The sequence below is a fragment of the Paenibacillus sp. J5C2022 genome, from assembly GCF_025567625.1.
Classification (GTDB): domain Bacteria; phylum Bacillota; class Bacilli; order Paenibacillales; family Paenibacillaceae; genus Pristimantibacillus.
Genome location: NZ_JAOQJC010000041.1, coordinates 22,455 through 40,931 on the forward strand (window position 1 = coordinate 22,455; position 18,477 = coordinate 40,931).

14 protein-coding genes are annotated in these 18,477 nt (G+C 51.7%); 2 read left to right on the top strand and 12 right to left on the bottom strand.

Features of this window, described 5'->3' with window-relative positions:
- Positions 1-6 precede the first annotated feature (6 nt).
- The 5 genes from M6D81_RS25220 to M6D81_RS25240 form a co-directional block, all read right to left on the bottom strand.
- On the bottom strand, positions 7-1,725 hold the full coding sequence (locus M6D81_RS25220; protein ID WP_262679938.1) for an extracellular solute-binding protein: 1,719 nt from the start codon (positions 1,723-1,725) through the stop codon (positions 7-9).
- Between the two features lie 139 nt (positions 1,726-1,864).
- Positions 1,865-2,164 (bottom strand): hypothetical protein, encoded by a 300-nt coding sequence (locus M6D81_RS25225; RefSeq protein WP_262679939.1) that lies wholly within the window; start codon positions 2,162-2,164, stop codon positions 1,865-1,867.
- Positions 2,165-2,211: 47 nt separating this feature from the next.
- The gene (locus tag M6D81_RS25230) at positions 2,212-3,084 is read right to left on the bottom strand and encodes a carbohydrate ABC transporter permease (RefSeq protein ID WP_262679940.1); all 873 of its coding nucleotides are present in this window, start codon (positions 3,082-3,084) and stop codon (positions 2,212-2,214) included.
- Between the two features lie 17 nt (positions 3,085-3,101).
- Positions 3,102-4,010: an ABC transporter permease gene (locus tag M6D81_RS25235; RefSeq protein ID WP_262679941.1), complete on the bottom strand. Its 909-nt coding sequence runs from the start codon at positions 4,008-4,010 to the stop codon at positions 3,102-3,104.
- Positions 4,011-4,193: 183 nt separating this feature from the next.
- Entirely contained in the window at positions 4,194-6,830 is a 2,637-nt protein-coding gene (locus M6D81_RS25240; RefSeq protein WP_262679942.1) for a glucosidase family protein, read from the bottom strand.
- A gap of 180 nt (positions 6,831-7,010) precedes the next feature.
- On the opposite strand from M6D81_RS25240, the gene M6D81_RS25245 reads away from it, so the two are divergent.
- Entirely contained in the window at positions 7,011-9,338 is a 2,328-nt protein-coding gene (locus M6D81_RS25245) for a helix-turn-helix domain-containing protein (protein ID WP_262679943.1), read from the top strand.
- Between the two features lie 477 nt (positions 9,339-9,815).
- On the opposite strand, the gene M6D81_RS25250 is transcribed toward M6D81_RS25245, so the two are convergent.
- From M6D81_RS25250 to M6D81_RS25260, 3 genes are read right to left on the bottom strand one after another with little or no spacing between them, the layout of a single operon-like run.
- Positions 9,816-10,976, bottom strand: coding sequence for a mandelate racemase/muconate lactonizing enzyme family protein (locus tag M6D81_RS25250; protein ID WP_262679944.1), 1,161 nt, complete (start codon positions 10,974-10,976; stop codon positions 9,816-9,818).
- Positions 10,977-10,999: 23 nt separating this feature from the next.
- Positions 11,000-12,022, bottom strand: coding sequence for a zinc-dependent alcohol dehydrogenase (locus M6D81_RS25255; RefSeq protein ID WP_262679945.1), 1,023 nt, complete (start codon positions 12,020-12,022; stop codon positions 11,000-11,002).
- Positions 12,023-12,059: 37 nt separating this feature from the next.
- Positions 12,060-12,761 carry a PIG-L deacetylase family protein gene (locus M6D81_RS25260; protein ID WP_262679946.1) on the bottom strand — a complete coding sequence of 234 codons (702 nt, stop codon included), beginning with the start codon at positions 12,759-12,761 and terminating at the stop codon, positions 12,060-12,062.
- A gap of 238 nt (positions 12,762-12,999) precedes the next feature.
- Between M6D81_RS25260 and M6D81_RS25265 the strand changes: the two genes are divergently transcribed.
- Positions 13,000-13,677 carry a GntR family transcriptional regulator gene (locus M6D81_RS25265; protein ID WP_262679947.1) on the top strand — a complete coding sequence of 226 codons (678 nt, stop codon included), beginning with the start codon at positions 13,000-13,002 and terminating at the stop codon, positions 13,675-13,677.
- A gap of 189 nt (positions 13,678-13,866) precedes the next feature.
- Here the strand turns inward: M6D81_RS25265 and M6D81_RS25270 are convergent, their stop codons facing one another.
- The 4 genes from M6D81_RS25270 to M6D81_RS25285 form a co-directional block, all read right to left on the bottom strand.
- A complete protein-coding gene (locus M6D81_RS25270) occupies positions 13,867-14,760 on the bottom strand; it encodes a fumarylacetoacetate hydrolase family protein (protein ID WP_262679948.1) in 894 nt (297 codons plus the stop codon).
- 24 nt (positions 14,761-14,784) lie between these two features.
- Positions 14,785-15,567: an SDR family NAD(P)-dependent oxidoreductase gene (locus M6D81_RS25275; RefSeq protein ID WP_262679949.1), complete on the bottom strand. Its 783-nt coding sequence runs from the start codon at positions 15,565-15,567 to the stop codon at positions 14,785-14,787.
- A gap of 45 nt (positions 15,568-15,612) precedes the next feature.
- Positions 15,613-16,368, bottom strand: coding sequence for an IclR family transcriptional regulator (locus tag M6D81_RS25280; protein WP_262679950.1), 756 nt, complete (start codon positions 16,366-16,368; stop codon positions 15,613-15,615).
- A gap of 225 nt (positions 16,369-16,593) precedes the next feature.
- Positions 16,594-18,459 (bottom strand): glycoside hydrolase family 55 protein, encoded by a 1,866-nt coding sequence (locus M6D81_RS25285; RefSeq protein WP_262679951.1) that lies wholly within the window; start codon positions 18,457-18,459, stop codon positions 16,594-16,596.
- Positions 18,460-18,477 lie beyond the last annotated feature (18 nt).

The window sequence follows — 18,477 nt, forward strand, 5'->3', positions numbered from 1 at the left end:
TAAGGCTTATTCCACCCCATATACTTCATCCGGCTTTGTGACCATACGTTCACCCAGATCAAAGTTCTCTCCGTTATCCAATAAGCTAATGGCTTCGGAAACATCGCCGAAGCGTTTCATCTCCTCGATATATGAATCCCACTCGGCAACAGACGTTTTGCCCGTCAAAAATTTCAGCTCGCTTTCCTTCACATAAGTACGGATAGGTGTCATAATCTTGGCGAACTCATCGGTCTGCTCCGTCGTCATCGACGGCAGCGGGTACGTAAAGGTCGGCTGCATTTTGCCTTCGTCCAGCGCCTGCAAGAAGAAGTGGGCATTCTTCTTTGTAATCGGCAATTGTGCCAGGCTCCAATCATTGCTGTACAACGGTGGGGCGATAGTTACATATCGGAGCAGCATAAATCGCTGTGTATTGAAATCGAACTCCCCGCTTATCACCTCATCCGTAAATTTACGTTTGCCATTGTCATTCGTATAGCTGACGCCTTCCAAGCCCCAATTGTACAAATCCATCATTTCCGGATCATAGATTTGGTCAAGTGTCGCGGCAAGCAGCTCCGGATTTTTCACCTTGGCACTGGCGAAGTACCCCCAGTAAGGCGCGCCGTCATGAATAACGGTCAAGAAGTAATTGGACTTGCCGTTGTATGCCGGCGATATCATTGGCTCAACTTCAATCGGCACTTCCTTTCCTTGCATGACAGGCCAATATGCGCCATCAATGACACTGACATAGTTGTACGTGAACGCCCAGTTGCCCTGCTGCAGCTTGGCTTTGGCAGCGTCGCTGCTCATCGATACGATCGCCGGATCGAGCAGCCCGTCGTTATACATATTGCTGGTGAATGCCAGGAAATCCTTGTAAGCGGGGTCGTCAACAGGCACGAACGACCATTTGCCGCTTGCCTTGTCATATTTGAAATCCCCGCCTGAAGGCGTGAAGCCATTCGTGCTGCCCGTACCGAACATATTCGCCAATGCATACAACGTATAGTCAGCTCCTGGCGTGCCGCCGCCATCGGTCAGAAACGGAATGACTTCCGGCTCCTTGGCCTTGATAGCCAGCATCGCATCGTAGAACTCTTCCACCGTCGTAGGGACGGCAATGTTCAGCCGATCCAGCAACGTTTTGTTGTACATGAAGCCTTCCCCGGCATAGTCTGTGCCCATAATGTTCGGGAGTGCGAACCGCTGTCCCTTGTCATTAAGCAGGTAGTTGATTGCCGGGTATTTCTTGATCGCCGCCTGCAGGTTCGGCATATAATCCTTGTACAGCTCGAAATCGAGGAACATGCCGCTCTCGCCATAGGTCTGGCTGTTTTTCAACGAATCCCTCATCCACATCAGGTCTGGCAGATCGCCTGAGCTGAGGAACAGCTTGATCTTGTTGTCATACTCGCTGAACGGCAACATATCCCATTCGAATGAAACATTGCCCAGCTTCTGCTGATAGGCCTGGAAGATCGGGGAGTTCGCATCCTCGGACATATTGAGGTCAGCCCCGAATGCCTTATACACAATTTTGTCGCCTGTATACGGCAATAGCACCCCTGCATCCTCCTCCGCTTGATTATTCCCTTTCGTATTTTCTGTTGCCGGCGTCCCCGGCTTGTTGGTACCGTCCCCATTATTGCCCGGCACGTTGTTGCTGCAAGCAGCAACGACTGACACCAACATGAAAACGCATACAATCCATGCCATTGATTTTCTTGCCTTGTTCATTGAAACTTCCTCCCCTTGGTCATATTTCTATACATAAACCGCTTAGCGGCATATGCCCCATTCAGGCTACGCCACCTTGGCTGCTGTGGTATTGGTCTGACTGTACCCGCCAAGGCCGCAATTGTAAATGTTCTTTTTCTCACTTGGTTTGCAATTGCTCAGTTGTCCAGGAAATAGGTTGAAAAGTATGGCTTTCCGCCGATTGCTTGGCTCGCACACACATCAGCGCACTCAACAGCCCATCAGCGAGCGACGTGCCCGAGGCACCCTCTCCCTTCATCATGCGCAGGAAATTGTCAGCCAAGGCGGCATCACCGCCGCCATGCGACATATGGGAGGAACCGACCTTGCAGCTTTCCACCCGCGGGGCATTATGCATGTGCACTTTGGCTTCCTCGGAATTCCAGTCGAATTCAATCGTTCCATTGTAGCCAAGCAACCGGGCTCCGCGTACAGCCGCCCCCTTCTTGTACGATTACAGTTGGACTAAGACTTGACCGCTCCCAGGGTCATGCCTTTGGCAAAGTATTTTTGCAGGAACGGATAGATGCACAAGATCGGCAGCATGACGATTATGATGACCGCTGACTGAATCGTCCTTGTTGTAACGCGCTGGAAGTCCTTCAAATAGATCATGCTATGCGCATCCTGAATGGTGGCATTCTGGATCAGCCGCGTCAATTGCAGGTTGATGGGCCACAAATCCTTATTATCCAGAAATACATAAGGAATAAAGTAATTGTTCCAGGACGCAATGGCCGAGAACAGGACGAAGGTCGCAATCAAGGGCTTCGATACAGGCATAATGATGCGGAACAGCAATGTCATATGGCCGGCGCCGTCAATACGGGCAGCCTCCTTGATTGCCGAAGGAATCTGCTGGAAGAATGAGCGGAAGATAATAATATTGAAGAAGCTCATCGTTCCGATCAATATGACCGGGAAAATCGTGTCGTACATATACAGAACTTTGCGGGTAACAAAATACAAAGGTACGATTCCCCCACTGAAATAGCCGGTAATTAGCATGTAAATCGTCAATGTTTTTTTGCCTTTGAATTCGTCCACCGTGAGCGGATAGGCAATCATCGGCGTAAAGGTCAACACCACCAATGTGAAAGCTACTGCGTAAAATATGGAATTCAGGTACATGCGGATCATGCTCGGGTCCTTGAGCAAATAATGGTATGATTCCAGTGTAAAGCCATGGGACTTGAACCATACAGCCTGTCCGCCCAGTTCAACCGCATCGCTCACCGACAGCAGGAATACGCGGAATAATGGATAGACAAAGGCGAACGACAACACAAGCATGAACAGCACGAGCAGAATATCGAATCCAGAAATATGCTTTTTCATCACACGCCCTCCCTTTTTTAGTAAAACGATGCTTTCCCCATTTTTTTCGAGATAGCGTTTGCAATCAGAATTAATGCAGTCGATACAACCGCGAATACAAAATTGACTGCAGTGGAATAGCTTGCGCTTGCCCCCTCGATGCCTGCTCGATACACATAGGTGCCGACGGTATCTGCCGTTTCATACGTGAGCGGGTTGTACATCAGCAAGTTGCGCTGGAAGTCGGAGCCTGTGGAATTCGCCGAAGCGAGAAAGCCGCCGATCTGCATAATAAACAGCAGCACTACGGTAGGCATAATCGAAGGAATCGTAATATACCACATTTGCTTGAAGCGACCTGCGCCATCAATGACTGCCGACTCGTACATCTCCTGATTAATCCCCGCTATCGCTGCCAAATACAAAATCGAGTTAAACCCGATCGTATTCCACAGCCCCGAGAAGCCGAAGATCGATCGATAGGCAGCCGGGTCAGCCAACAAGTCCACCGTTCCCCAGCCAAACAGCTTCGTGAATACCGTTATTACCCCTGTTGTGGGATCAAGCAAGTCGCGTACCAAGCCGACAAGGATGACCATTGAGATGAAATAAGGAAATACGGAGATCGACTGCACGATTTTTTTGTACCGACTGAACTTCAATTCATTGAGCAGCAGGGCAAACATAACCGGGAATGGAAATAATGCCAGACTCCACACACCGAACGCAATCGTGTTCTTGGTAATGCGCCATAAATAAGGATCTTCGAAGAAATCAATAAAATGCTTGAATCCGATCCATTCGCTCATGATAAAACCTTTAACCGGCGAGAAGTTCTGAAAGGCCATCAGCAAGCCAAAAATCGGCAAGTAGCTGAACAAGAAAAAAATCAGTACACCCGGCAATGTCATCAGGTACAGGCTGTAATTCCGCTGTAAATATTTCATTTGCATCCCCTTTTTCTCAAGTGCTTTATCTGCCTTGCCTCATGCCCCCAATGTACCCGCCATACCCGCCAGATGTAAATCTACACTTTCTCACATCGTTTGCAAATGCCCACCTATATAGCAAAACAGCGGGCAAATGGCTATTATAGAGCCATCTGTCCGCTGTCGGATGATAGAAAAAAATTAGGACGAAAAGGTCAAGCGAAGCTCAGTTGTTCCGGAGGCAGGCACGAAACGGACGCTCTCTTCTTCTGCGCAATAAGTGCCATTATTTGCAACCGCAGCTTTATGGCCTTGCGGATGCGGCAACCGCAGCTCGACCTGCTCAGGCAGCCGCTCGGTGTGGAACGTAATGCTCGCAAGGATCTCCCCTGTTGCGAGGCTGGACTCCACCTCCAGCGAGAACAGACCGAAGTAGCTCGACGCCCGCTCCAATACAATTCGCTTGCCGTGCTTTAGCCAATCGTGCGGTATGCCGGGCAACAGCCTGAGCTCCTGTCCCTCCTCCATGTACAGCATCCAGCGACATTGCATCAGGAACCAGCCTTCTTCATGGGTTTTATGCGGGCTGACATGCCAGTAATGCTCCCAGAACGTATAGGTTTCCCGGTCGGCAAGCCCTGCCATCCCGTTATAGAAGGCTTTGAGGAACAGCTTGGGTTCCCGGCGTTTCAGGTGAATCCAGGGATGGATGCTGTAATACGGCTGGCTCAGCGCGACATTGCGCAGGCACATCAATTCATTGTGATAATGCAGCAGCATCGCGACTTCAGGGGCATTCGGGTCAAGCACCTCCTGCAGCACCAGGTACAGCGGCCCCAGCAACGAATCGCGCGCGACAATCGAGCCATGTGTTCCCCACTTGCCTCCATCCGCATACAGAGAGAGCGGCCCTGTATGCTCCGCCCAGGGAGCGGCGGTCGGTACCCAGCTGCCATCGGCGAGCGGGACAACCGGCGAATGCACCAATGTCTCTCGGAAGGAAGCGATAATGTCCTGCTTCAGCGCCATGGCGTCGGCCGCAATCTGTTCCGCCAACCCCGGTTCGTTGATCTGCAGCATCTCCGCAACCCGATTGAGCCCGAGATAGGCATAGCCGTTCAGCATGTACGAACGGAAGTGATCTTCCGGGTCCGCCGTCTTGCCTTCGAGCATGCCATACCCGCGGCCGCGCAGTTCCTCCCGCAGATTGCGCTGGCGCCAGGAGAGCAGGTAGCGGTATGCCTTGAGCAGATGCGGCTTGATCCGGCTGATCCACTGCTCATCGCGCACATGGCGGTAATGCTCGCCCATGCTCCATAACGCAGCACCCGTCTCGAGCATATAGCCTCCGAAGTTCTGGATAAAGCCGTCGTCATGCTGCTTGTCGAGAAAAAACTGCAATGACCGCTCGGCAAGCCGATAGGCGCCCACAGAATCATAATACTGAATAATCGGCGAACTCTCGGAGCCGATGGCTGTGTACACTCCGGTCGTCGGCACCAGCGTGCCCTCCGGCTCCAGACCGTAGCTGATCAGATCCAGATGCATGAAGCCTGCTTGCATCATCTCGGCAATCCGCGGCTCCGGCAATTCGATTCGCGTCGTCTGCTCCAGCTTCTTCTGCCAGAATGCCAGGCATTCGGCATGCCGCGCGGCAAACTGCCGGGCAATCAGCACCTTTGCCCGTTCGCGGCTGATCGGGCGATGCGGCAAATAAAACTCGAAGCTGGCGCTCTCTCCCGGCTGCAGCAGCACAGCAATCTCTTCTTGCGGCATTGGCAAGCCATTGAACTTGCATATGGCGAATACTTGCCCCGAAGGATAGCTGGCAAATCCCTGCTCCCCATCATAGGCATACTCCAGCTTCGCGGGAAACGGGCTCTTAAACCAGGCATATCGCGGCACATGGGCATGATTCGTCGCGACTGTCCGCGAATAATAGACCGTTTCTTCCAGTTCACCGGCTCCTGCGGCACCGGCCGCCAATTGTTCATACTCAGCTTGCTGCTCCGGGGTGAACATATAACCGTGCCCATATTGATCCGCTTCCAGATAATGTGTTCCTTGGAGCGCCTTATCGTTCAGCGGGGAAAACTCATAAGATGCAAAAGCTGTATTCTGGTAATGCACCTCGCCATCCTCAATCAAGCAATGAGCGATCGGGTACTTCTGCAGCTCCAGGCTGCGCGACAATTTGCGTTCACAGCCTAATCCTCTGCCCAGCAGGTAGTAATAATAGACAGGCGCACCGCCTGTTTCCGGTATAAATAGCCGCTGACCATGCAGACGCGGGCGCACGCAATCCCACGCCCGGTCGTCATCCGCATCGCCCATGCCGCGAAAATCCGCTTCGAACAGCCGCACATCCCGCGACAGCCCGAGCCAGATCGGGCAACGAAGCGCATCGGTGGCGGCAGCAGCTGCATCGTAGCCCTCTTCCGGCTCGATTGCCAGGCGGTCCAGTTCGCGTACGCCGCCTCTCTGTTCCAGCTTCTCTGCCAGCTGTGCATAAGAACCGCTATACTGCCCATGTGTGACAATCACTCCGTATTCCCGAATGTAGATGGGACATGCTTCCGTTACATCGCGCCAGAAAAAGCTGAACCCCTGCCCGCCACCTTCCCTGCCATCGACACGGACGGTAATAACTGTTGCCAGCGCCCCAGGCTGAACCTGTCCGCCACGAAGCTCAAGCTGCAACCGACTGCAAGCGCCAATTTGAAATCGGCTGCCCTCCTCCCCTGCCGCGCCTTCCCCATTTAACAGGAGCGTTCCTGAATTGGCGCTGACCATGCCAGTTACATCCGGATTATTCCATAGTATCGTTATCCTCTCCATACTCTTCCCTCCATAAGCTTTTTTTCAGACTTGAACGAATCATACACAGCACCGCGCAATATTGTCAACAATCGATTGTTAGTGATTAAGCATTGCTTTTCATCATTTATTTCACTATACTGTAGTCATCAACCGACATTGTAACCGGTTACATCATTGGAAGGAAGGGGGGTTCGATACATGCTTGCGGCTTTGATTGCCAGTCCATTCGTTAGCAAGCTGTCGCGCAAATACCGAAACAATAGCTTGTTTTACAAGATGATTGCCGGTACGGCGACAACCGTAGTTGTGTTAAGCATTATCTGTTTTGGCGGCATAGCGCTTCTGAAGGACAGCATGGCCAAGAACGAAATGAACAACAACCGCGTGTATTTGGACTACTCTTACTCTTATCTGGACAACCTGATGAAAAATTTGCAGGATATTTTCTACTCTATCGAAAATGATCCTGATCTGGCAGCTTTAATGCGCGCGAGAAGCGGCGATATTCACCAGTTGTATGCGGAAACGAACAACGTGTACAAGAAGCTCTCCATTATCCAGCCGACGATCGATGAAATATCCACGCTTTATGTTTATCTCAACAAGCAGGAGACGTTGCTTCTCCCGAGCGGTACATATGATACCCAAACTTTCTTTGACCGCTTCTATAAAGGCGACTTGGCGCAATGGGAAGGCATGGTCACGAACGGGCAGCATCACGGTGATATCGAGGTCTGGGACACCCCGCTAAGAAGTGATTCCCCGAATCCCTCTGTGCGAATGTCCACCTTGAACATTGTCAAATCAATTTATGCTGACGGCGAACAGAAAGGTGTCATCGTCGCCAATCTTCGCCATGATCTGGTCAATCGGTTGTACGCGGGCAAAGAGTTCGCCTCAACGCGCAATATTTATATTACCGATATGAAGCTGAATGTGCTGCTGAGCAATGATTTGGCTGGCGATGCCAGGTTGGCGATAGAGGAGGGCAATCTTCGCGGCAGCTATGATGACGGCAAGGGATCGATTGTTACCTATCAGCAATCTGCGGCAAATGGCATTATATTTTTCGTGTCCGTACCCAAGGAAGTGATTTTCAGGCATGTGCAGAACATAGAGACGATCTCGCTCGGCCTGGTTTTCTTGCTGCTTATTGTCGGGCTGGCCATGTCTGTCTACTTGTCGCAGCGCTTCTACTATCCGATCAGCGAAGTGCTGCATGATATTGAGATGATGTCCCACTATTCCCGCGACTCCATGGCCAAACAAAATGAGTTGGGCTATATCCGCAATCATTTTGTGCAAATTTATGACAGCAACAACCAATTGCAGCAGACAATGAAAGAAGGCGTGCCCGTACTGCTCGATATTATCTTTATGAAGGTGCTGCTTGGCGACCGCGAGGTCGGGCAGGCGATGGCTCTTTGCGAAAAATTCAACATTACCTTTTCCAAAGGCTACTATATGTCTGCCGTCATTAAGTTAGCCCCTTCCACCGATGATAACCGGCAGCAGCCGCTAGGATTCGCGGCATTTACTGAGCTGGTGCAGGAGACCTTGCCTGAATTTCCTGCGAAAGTATTCAAATTCAACGAATATGAGTATACGCTGGCAAACTATTGCGAGGACAAGATGGAGCATCAAGCGATGCTGGGCAAGTTGCAGGGGCTCGCCAACCGGCTGGAGGAGCATTACGGAGCCCATCGTGCGGTTATTGGCATAGGCGCAACAGTGCATACGCTGTTCGAACTGGAACATTCCCGACAGTCCGCCTTAGCCGTGCTGCAAAGCAGGGGTGTAATGGAAGAGCAGGCTGTGTTCGGTCCGACAGCGGTTGGGGAGCACCGGGCGACAAGCCTGGAACCAGCCGTAACGCCGCTTGATCTTGAGCAGCGGCTGACAGGGTATATTATGCAAGGCAATGCGGAAGCAGCCGAACAATACGCAGCTGATATTATAGCAAGCAATTACAAGAGTAATTTGTCTTACTCTGCTTTCCTACAGCTGTGCTGCGGCCTGCAGGACATCGTGCAGCGCCTGTTAAACCAGCACGCCCGCGAAGCGGGTCAGGGGCCAGACAGCAACAGCTTCGAACCGTTTGAATCCGTTGACTCCCTGCTCTATGGAAAAGCGGTATCGGCCACTGTCATGGCCAATATTGCGCGTGCGAGCCAGTATTTCCTGGCGCGAAAAAAAGCCTCCTCTTCCATTGACAAAATTTGCGACTATGTGGATACTCATTTCGTCCAGGACATTAACCTGAACATTGTTGCCGACAAATTCGGATACAACGCCAATTATTTGTCGAAGATTATGCGTCAGCATCTGGGAATGAATTTCTCGGAATACATGATCAAGAAACGGATTGAGCATTCCAAGCAGTTGCTTGCCGAGTCGACCCTTCCGATCAAGGAGGTCGCCGAACAGTCCGGCTACAGCAGCTCCAGTGTGTTTATCCGTGCCTTTTCCAAAATTGTCGGCATGCCGCCTGGCGAATACCGCCGTGAATATACGGGACTGGCTTAAAGCTGAACAAGTGACGTTCCATTTGACGCTCTTACGGATGCCATCGAGCTTATTACATCTCCAATCCCACTTTTCCTGCTGTAGCGGTTGCGTGTGAGCCTATTTCGCGTAGTAACATGCGATATCACACTTTCCGCGCTCAATAAGCTCCAGGGCAACCGTTAACCTGCAAATTGGCGAATATTTAGCCGATTAAGCGCTGTGGCAACCGATACATCCCCTGAAGTTCACCATTCGCCCACTTTCCAGCGTCCAACCGAGTTCTCATCACCTGCAGCTCACCATCTGCCCACTTTGCCAATATTATTATAAAAAGCACCCCGCTCTTTGGTAGCTGTGCCGGGAACGACATCTGCCAAAGAGCGGAGCACCTTAAAGGTGAAATTTATTTAGTCCGGAAACGTGGATTCTGAAAAGATTCACTATTCTTTCCTCGTCTACCACCAGCAGGATATAGTTAGGCTTGATGCTGCCACACTACAATATAATGCCTGTGCGGGGTTGAAAATCAGGATCTTCCGCATCATAGAAGACCATCTCGCGTTCGAAATTTCTTCCGAACTGATCAAGCTTGTTCAAATCGAGATCAAATCCGAAGCCCGGGCGGTCCGGCACAGCTACCTTCCCTTCATTGAATACAATCTGCTCCTGCAGGATGTCTCCCTGCATGAAATTCAAATGTGTATCATTGGCAAACGGGAAGTTGCGCGAAGAGGCAATCATATGTACATTGCCCATCGTTCCGATGCCCGTCTCTGCCCACGAGCCGGTCACACACCAAATCCCCGCTTGGTTGGCAAGATCAACAATTTGGCGCGCCTTCAATATGCCCCCCGCTTCTGACGGATACACCAGGAAACAAGCGCAAGCCCGTTGATCGATAAGCCGCAACGCATCCTCGAAGGTCGCGCAGCCTTCATCGGCAATGATGGGAACATCTACCGCTCTGGCCACTGCCGCCATTCCCTCGATATCATGGTACCTGGTTGGCTGTTCAACCATATGCAATCCATACTTCTCCATGCTGCGAATCGCCTTGATGGCTGTTGGCACACTCCAGTTCTGATTGGCATCGATCCGGATTTTGATGTCCGGTCCTACCGCTTCGCGAACAGCCCGCACCCGGTCCGTATCAAGCGCTATATCGCGGCCAACTTTGAGCTTCAACTCACGATAACCGTTTTCAACAAATTTTACAGCTTCCTTGACGTTGTTGTCAGGTGTATCAATGAATATATAGCCGTTAAATTCCACTTCGGACTTGCATTTGCCTCCCAATAAATTGTATACAGGCGTATTGAAAATCTTTCCCCGCAAATCCAGCAGCGCCATCTCGATGCCTGCCATGCCGTAATAGCCAATCTGCTTCCAGTTCACACAATATTCCTCAAGCTGGGCGAGAATCGCCTCAAGCTCCAACGGATCTCTGCCGATCAGGAATGGGGCGAATTCTTTGTTGACTACCGTTTCAATGACCGGAATCGTCGGTCCTACTGATTCCCCTATGCCGATGAGCCCTTCATCCGTTTCAATCTGGACAATAAGCGAAGGCGCGCTATAGCGCGTTCCTCCAGACCATTTTTCACCTTTAAAAAAAGGAATTTTAATCGCTTGTGTTTTGACGGCTGTAATTTTCATCCTCCTGCCTCCTCATATAGATTCTATTGATCAAGATTGACGATGACCTTAATGGCTTGCTGCGGATTGTTGCGGACGAATGTGAGGGCTTCGTCCAATTCCCCAAAGTGATAGCGCTGTGTAATAAGCGGTTGGACTCGCACCGCCCCGGAGTCAATCATCTGCAGGACGCGCGGCCAGACGTGCGGCGCATTGGTCGAACCCAGCAAGCGCAGCTCCTTCATAACAATGCTTTGAATATCGACGGCAACCGGGACAGCTGGCAATCCGAACAAGAGCAATTGTCCGCCCTTGCCCAGCAGACAGATTGCCGTCCGCAAGGCGGCCTCCTCTCCGGCAGCTTCAATAACGATGCTCTGCGTGTCCGCTGCCGGCATGCTCTGCCCATCGGGTTCAGACAAGTTCACGATGACATCCGCCCCCAATTGCTGTCCCAATACCAGTCGACTTGGCTGCATACCAATAAGGGTTACCGGTGAAGCCCCTGCCGCCTTCAGCAGTTGGACAAAATAGAGCCCGGTTGGTCCGTCGCCGACAACAGTCGCCGCCATTCCTAGCCGGATATTCAGTTTATCGACCGCTCCCAAGCAGCAATGGATCGTCTCGGCCTGTGATGCTTCGTCCAGCGTTACGGAATCAGGCACAAGATAGATATTATTGGCCGGTACAACCAAATACTGCTGCCATCCGCCCGCATAATGAAGCCCGATCTCTCCCCCTTGGGGGCAATGGTGCTTATTGCCGGCAAGGCATGCCGGGCATCTTCCGCAACCCATTAACGGATCGATGCAGACACGATCGCCCACATTCCAATCCCCGGCATGTTCGCCCACCTGCGTAACGATGCCTGCAAGCTCATGCCCGAGCGGCAGCGGCGGATTGCTGAAGCCGGCTTCCCCGCTTAAAATATGCAAGTCCGTACCGCAAATGCCAATAGAGCTGATTGCAATCTCGACTTGCCCTTCCTGCGGCTGCGAACGCTCCGCCGTGCGCTGCCGCACTTCATTGGCTGCCGTCCACTCCCAGATGAGCTGTTGCTCCTCCATATGATCCCCTCCTTTCAACTAATCGGTTGCAGCAGAGCTAAGGAAGCAAATGCGGTCCCCCGGTGACCGGGTACATCGGCAGGCTTCGGAAGGCTTCCGCATAGGGCACGCCGATCGCCATCCCTCTCATGGCTGCAGGCCGCTCCAAAAACTCGATATAGTCCATTCCGTACATATGTCTCAGCCAAGCGTCTTGGCTGGCATGGCATTTCAGCATTTGCCCTCTCTTCTCAATCGTATCTGTAATATCGACATAGATCTCCGGCTCAAAGCCAATTGAGCCCAGATTATCCATGATGAACACATGCGGAATGTTCTGCATGGCCGGATATTCTGTTTCTATCAGCGGAACTGTAACCGGAATTCGGCAATCGATGGCAATCTCGCCACATATCCGATGGTCAGGATGATAATCATTCGGCCCATGGACGAACATAAAGTCGGGTGACGCCTGCCGAATGGCATTGATGAAAGCAAGCCGAGTATCACGATCATGGAACAGAAATTCATCGTCAAATCCAAGCCATATCAGCTTCGCACCGATCAGGTCCGCAGCCGCCTTCGCTTCTTCATAACGGATGGCCGCGATCTCCTCCTTGCTTAATACAGGCGAGCCCACATTGCCATTGGTAGCAATAATAATAGTAACCTCGTCCCCCCTTGCCGCACACTTCGCCAATGTACCGCCGCATAGCGCCTCCACATCATCCGGATGTGCTCCGATGGCAGCTACTCTCATACTCCTCTCTCCTTCCAAAATTTGATGGTAATTTGATTTAATCATACACAGATGAATATTGTCAACAATATTTATGTATAAAAAATCATGGTCCATGCCTGTACAAAATAGAAAAGACTATAGGTGCTTCCACTGTCATGTTGTTGACAAAATACAATATGCGAGCTACTCTTACAAAAAGAAGCAGCGAGATCCGCCTCGGTGAAAGTTGCTTTATCCGCCTAACAGGAGGTTCCAGATGGACGGCTTCACTTTCAAAAAACAAAAAAACATCTCGTTGCGTGAACAAATTACAAACGACATTCGTACAGCGATACTGAAAGGCGAAATTCCGGCAGGCAGCCGGTTGAAGGAAAGCGATATTTCGCAGCAAATGGGGGTCAGCCGCGCCCCTGTAAGGGAAGCGATACGTCAATTGGAACGTGAAGGCATTCTCATCTCCTATCCTTACCGCGAAACCGTCGTCGCTGATATTTCACTGGATGAGGTCAAGGATATACTTATTCCAATTCGCATGCATCTGGAAGAGTTTGTCGCTCGCAAATATCTGAAGCAGATAGATGAAGCGTTTATTGAAAAGCTGCAGCAAATTATCAACCAAATGGAGCATGCCTATCATGATGCAAATCTTGATGAACTGGTAGAATTGGACATGCTCTTTCACGATACCTGGATTAGCCTGGCCAAAGAACGAACCGTTCTGATGACCTGGAGAAGCATTCAGAACCAAACCAGGCTCCATTTCATCAAAAATATCCGTCACTACGCCAGCGACACGATCATTCAGGATCATCAGGCCTTGCTTGACAGCCTTGCGTCGGGGAATCTTGACCGCATACGAGAAGAGCTGCGCTTGCATTTGAGCGGCGCAAAAGCTTTCCAGTTCACCTCCGATGAACGCACTGAAACAGAGTAACTTCGGGGAAATCGATCATGACCGCAATAGACTTGGGGACTTCGCAGAATTGGAATATCAATCGCCCGCGCTGCCTATCGACAGAATGGGGCGAGCGATTGACGTTTCGTAAGTGTTCCACTTCGAGGGTCCTTCCCCTGCCATCCCTAACATTGCTAAAGCCATGTTGGGAATGAATTCCCGATTGGCTTAATGCGCAACAAGGCGGTTGGTCAGCAAGCCCAGCTTCTCGATCTCAATCGTGACGACATCGCCGTCCTTCATATACACTTGACGCTCCGGCGGATAACCCATCACAACGCCTTCCGGCGTTCCGGTTAGAATGATATCGCCCGGCGACAAGGTGAAGTGCTGCGAAATATAACTGACGATCTCATCGCAATGAAAGATCATATCGTTCGTATTGGAGTTTTGCCGCACTTCACCGTTGACGGTTGCTTTGATCGACAGCTCGTTCGGATTGCCGACTTCATCAGCCGTGACCAGATAAGGCCCGATTGGTGAGAAGCCGTCGCAAGTCTTGCCCAGCAGCCACTGGTTCGTGCGCAGCTGCAGATCTCGTGCAGACAAGTCGTTGGCGTTGCAGTAACCGAGTACGTAGTCCAGCGCATGCTCCCTGGATACGTCTCTGGCCGTCTTGCCGATCACGATAACAAGCTCCGCCTCATAATCGACCTTCTCCGAAGTCCGGGGAAGCGCAACGTCCTCCTTATGACCCGACAGCGTATTATTGAATTTATTGAACAAGATCGGATATTGGGGAACGGGCATGTTCGTCTCTTCCGCATGCTTGCGATAGTTCAGACCGACGCATATAATCTTGCCCGGGTTGGTCACGCAAGGACCAAGCTGAAGTTCCTCTTCATTCAGCCATATGGAAGCGGCATTCGCCCGAGAAGCCTTCTCCACCAGCGCGCTCAGCACGTCAAGCGCGGCCTCGCCTTGAGCGATTACTTCGTCCACAATGGACGGCACATCTGCAACCTCCAGTTGCCGAGCCGCAGCCGCAACGTCGAGCACTCCTCTGTCCGTACGAATACCAAGCCGGTATTGTCCATCTACCTTATAAGTAAGCAGTTTCATCTTCAATCTCCTCTCCTATTAGAATTAAGCATTCTTGCCGAATACCACTCCGCCGTCAATGTACAACGGCGAGCCCATCATAAATTTCGATTCGTCCGATGCCAGGAACAGCGCAGCTTGTGCGACATCCTCCGGACGACCGATATCTCCGCTTAATTGACGAGTTTTCAATGAAGCAATTGCCGCCTCCGGATCATCGTACGACGTTCTCAGATAACCTTCCACGAACGGCGTCATAATCGTGCCCGGCAGCAACGCATTAACGCGAATGCCATATTGCGCGTAGTCGACTTGCATCGCCTTCGTCAGTGCCAGAACCGCGCCTTTCGTCGCACTGTAAGCCGCCCTTCTCGCCAGACCGATCTCCGCTATGCAGGAAGACATGTTGATGATATTGCCTGATTTTCTTGCTATCATCCCCGGCAGCACGTATTTGCTCGGCAAGAATACGCCTTTCACATTGACGCTCATAATCCGGTCCCACTGCTCCAGCTCAACTTCATGAAGCGCTCCGACGTTGCTGACGCCGGCATTGTTGAACAATACGTCGATCCGACCATAGTCGTCCATAATTCGTTCTACCATCTTTTCTACCATTTCCGCATTCGTCAGATCGGCATGTGCGAACGCGGCGGCGCCTCCGGCCTCCACAATCTCCCCGACCGTCTCATTGCCACTCGTCTCGTTTACGTCATTCACAATCACTTCTGCGCCTTCGCGAGCGAACAGCAACGCCGCGCTCTTGCCAATACCTGATCCAGCCCCCGTGATAAGCACGGTTTTGTCTGTTAATCTACCGTTTTTCATCTCTGTCCCTCCCTTTGTAAACTCGTAACGACGCCTCGTTGAACTTTATTGCCCTTGTGACAACACTTGCGCCAAAGCAGTCACTTCCTCAATAGCCAACTGTTTTTTTTGTGCCCAACGAGACTGTGGAACAGAACAACTGACCGCGGCAATTACGCCCCCGTTCGCACCTCGAATCGGAGCTGCCGCACAGCAGAAGCCTTGTACTGCTTCTTCCTCGTCGATTGCATATCCGTTCAGGCGGATCTTGGCAAGCTCCACAAGCAGCTCGTCCCGCGATCCGATAGAGTGATTCGTGAAGGGGGACAGCTGTTCTTCTGGAAAAAGCTCGCTCACCTCCCGGTCGCTCTTGTCCGCGAGCATCACCTTTCCCAGCCCCGTCGCATACGCCGCCCACGTCGTCCCTGGCTCAGAGACAAGGCGGACTGGAGACGATGCTTCTTCCTTCGCTAAGTAAAATACATCTCGTCCTTCCAACTTGCCCAGTTGCAGCGTTTCCTCCATGCGGTCCCTCACCTGACCGGCCTCGCGATAGAAATGCGACACCAGGTCGTATTGTCGGAAGTAGAGGCTGCCCGTTCGGCCAAAAAACGAGCCTAGTCGATAACAATCTCTTGCATCCTTCTGCAACCAACCGAGCCGTTCCATTGTCAACAGCAACGAATACATGGAGCTCTTATTAATGCCAAGCTCCCGGGACAGATCGATTAGCTTGCAGCCGGAGGGCGCTTCCGCAATCAACCCGATAATGAGATGAGCGCGCTCGAGCGCTGGAACGTTGTACTTGTTGATCCGATCCATTATGCCTCCCTATCATTGGTTCACTATAGTAAACCAGATATTATATAATAAACCAATTATACCTTCTATCTTCCTTTTGATCAATGTGGAAATGGACGAAATGGCTGCGATAAGCGGCAATTTCCTCGAGCGTGGGACAATAGTGGAAGAGCGCATCGCTGCAGCGATGCGCTCTTCCACTATTCGGCGAATTTCATTACCATACGTGATGCGGGGCACCGTACCTTATGCAATCGGCATTGCCGGCATGATTTGCGTGTAGTTGCTTGGTGTTTCGTATATGGACAACGCATATCGTGTCTCGGCTCCCGGACCTTCGATTTTTTGAATGGTTGCCGGTGCGGAAGCTCCTCTTAGCTTAATTTGAACGTACACATAGTTGTCGTGCGTCGCTCTTTGCCAGAACGTAACCTGCTGAACGGCATCGAACTTGGACTCGTTGACGAGCGCGACTTTGCCTCCGGACAGGAGGAATTTCACTTGAAGTGTTCGATCGAACGGATTGGCCCCGTTATTCAGGGCATCGCTTTCCGGTCTTTCCAGTGTCAACACGTACGTTCCGTCATGACGGAATCGTGTCAACAAGTACCGATTCGTATCACTGGCCAACACGGAATCCGCTACGATGATTCCTTTTTTATACGGTCCGTAATGGATAGCGACATGATTGTTCGTCGCGTCGACGATCTTCGTGTACGCCCAGACGTTCGTGAACACCGAAGAATTGCTTGACGGTACATATGTCGTGACATAGGAATCAATAAATTGCACCGTCTCTTTCTTGGCTTCGACAGCATACAAATCGTATGTGACCAACGCCGCTTTGGCCGCAGTGTTCGCGGAGAACGTACAGTTATAGAATACGGCTGACCCTGTTTGGACAGTGGAACCGTTGTCAAAATAGTTTTTGACCAAGGTCGTCCCGTCGCCGCGGCATATGACCAGCAAATTATTGACTTGTATCGGCTTTGTCGTATAATACGGCTGAACCGCGACTTTACAAAACTCTGCTCCGCAGTCGTTGATCGAAGCCATATTGCCGATCCGGTAGGCAACCTCGGATGCCCCATCCGACGCGCACCCGTTAATGGAAGAGTAGGTGGAATTTACCCAGTATGAGATAGCGACACTGTTCGTATAACATCCGTAGTAATGGTTGCTCGTGGAGTTGAAATAGCCGGAATAGAAGCCTACGCCCGGGGAAGAGCCCGCGCCCATAGATACTTTGTTGTAGGTGACCAGCCAGCTGTTGTCCAGCCATATCCCGTTCGTGCAATTCCGGATCGTCACTCTGGTGAACTCGGCTTGGGAGATGGAGAAGCTGCTCCTCCTTCCGCACCACATCCCATAAGCGGCCTCGCTGCTGGAATCAAGACTCACGTCCTCAATGACGACGCACCGAATACCCTTGACGGAATCGCCCTCTTGACCGAATACAAGTACCGCATCCGCACCGTCTACCGTTGCGTTGCCGACCTTTCGGATGGTGAACGAACCTTTGCTGGCCGGGGTTGACAATGTCGAGGCGATTGAGCCGGACAGCTTGGTGGCCGACCGGATGACAAGCGGCTTGGACACGCTGTAGTCGCCGCAGCCGGTGACGTGACCTTGAAGATGAGTCAATACATGCTGTATCGCCGCCCAGCTATCGTTCGCCCCGGTCGGGTCCGCACCATACCGGTCTATATTCCGTATGCCATCTTCTTCAAGCAGCTCGAGGTAATTGCCGGAAGCATCCGTATGATTGCCGAAGCCGTCCGCCACTTGCGGCCAGTCGCTTCCCCGGTTCAAATAGGTCGCACCGCCGCAGCCGGCCCCCGCAACATATGAGATCGTGATATAGACTTCTCCGGAAGTACCGGCGTGAGCCTTCATTGCCGTCACATCGGGAAAGACGATCGGGCATGCGCCATCCTCCCCGCAAAGCCTGGAGGCAAGCGGATGTTCCCTCTCTTCGGCTGCTCCCCAAGCGCTGTTTCCGAGAAATCCGCCCGCAACAAGTGCCGCTCCCGCCATACCGGCGGAAGCGAGCAGCGTTCTTCTGCTGATCGGAGCAGGTGAATCTTTTTCGAATTTTTGATTATCGGACATTTGTCTCCCTCCTATTCG

Excerpts from the sequence above, each read along its gene's own strand:
- M6D81_RS25280 (WP_262679950.1), bottom strand. The coding sequence starts at position 16,368 with ATGGATCGGATCAACAAGTACAACGTTCCAGCGCTCGAGCGCGCTCAT.
- M6D81_RS25230 (WP_262679940.1), bottom strand. The coding sequence starts at position 3,084 with ATGAAAAAGCATATTTCTGGATTCGATATTCTGCTCGTGCTGTTCATG.
- M6D81_RS25220 (WP_262679938.1), bottom strand. The coding sequence starts at position 1,725 with ATGAACAAGGCAAGAAAATCAATGGCATGGATTGTATGCGTTTTCATG.
- M6D81_RS25255 (WP_262679945.1), bottom strand. The coding sequence starts at position 12,022 with ATGGAGGAGCAACAGCTCATCTGGGAGTGGACGGCAGCCAATGAAGTG.
- M6D81_RS25235 (WP_262679941.1), bottom strand. The coding sequence starts at position 4,010 with ATGAAATATTTACAGCGGAATTACAGCCTGTACCTGATGACATTGCCG.
- M6D81_RS25275 (WP_262679949.1), bottom strand. The coding sequence starts at position 15,567 with ATGAAAAACGGTAGATTAACAGACAAAACCGTGCTTATCACGGGGGCT.
- M6D81_RS25285 (WP_262679951.1), bottom strand. The coding sequence starts at position 18,459 with ATGTCCGATAATCAAAAATTCGAAAAAGATTCACCTGCTCCGATCAGC.
- M6D81_RS25260 (WP_262679946.1), bottom strand. The coding sequence starts at position 12,761 with ATGAGAGTAGCTGCCATCGGAGCACATCCGGATGATGTGGAGGCGCTA.
- M6D81_RS25270 (WP_262679948.1), bottom strand. The coding sequence starts at position 14,760 with ATGAAACTGCTTACTTATAAGGTAGATGGACAATACCGGCTTGGTATT.
- M6D81_RS25240 (WP_262679942.1), bottom strand. The coding sequence starts at position 6,830 with ATGGAGAGGATAACGATACTATGGAATAATCCGGATGTAACTGGCATG.
- M6D81_RS25265 (WP_262679947.1), top strand. The coding sequence starts at position 13,000 with ATGGACGGCTTCACTTTCAAAAAACAAAAAAACATCTCGTTGCGTGAA.
- M6D81_RS25250 (WP_262679944.1), bottom strand. The coding sequence starts at position 10,976 with ATGAAAATTACAGCCGTCAAAACACAAGCGATTAAAATTCCTTTTTTT.
- M6D81_RS25245 (WP_262679943.1), top strand. The coding sequence starts at position 7,011 with ATGCTTGCGGCTTTGATTGCCAGTCCATTCGTTAGCAAGCTGTCGCGC.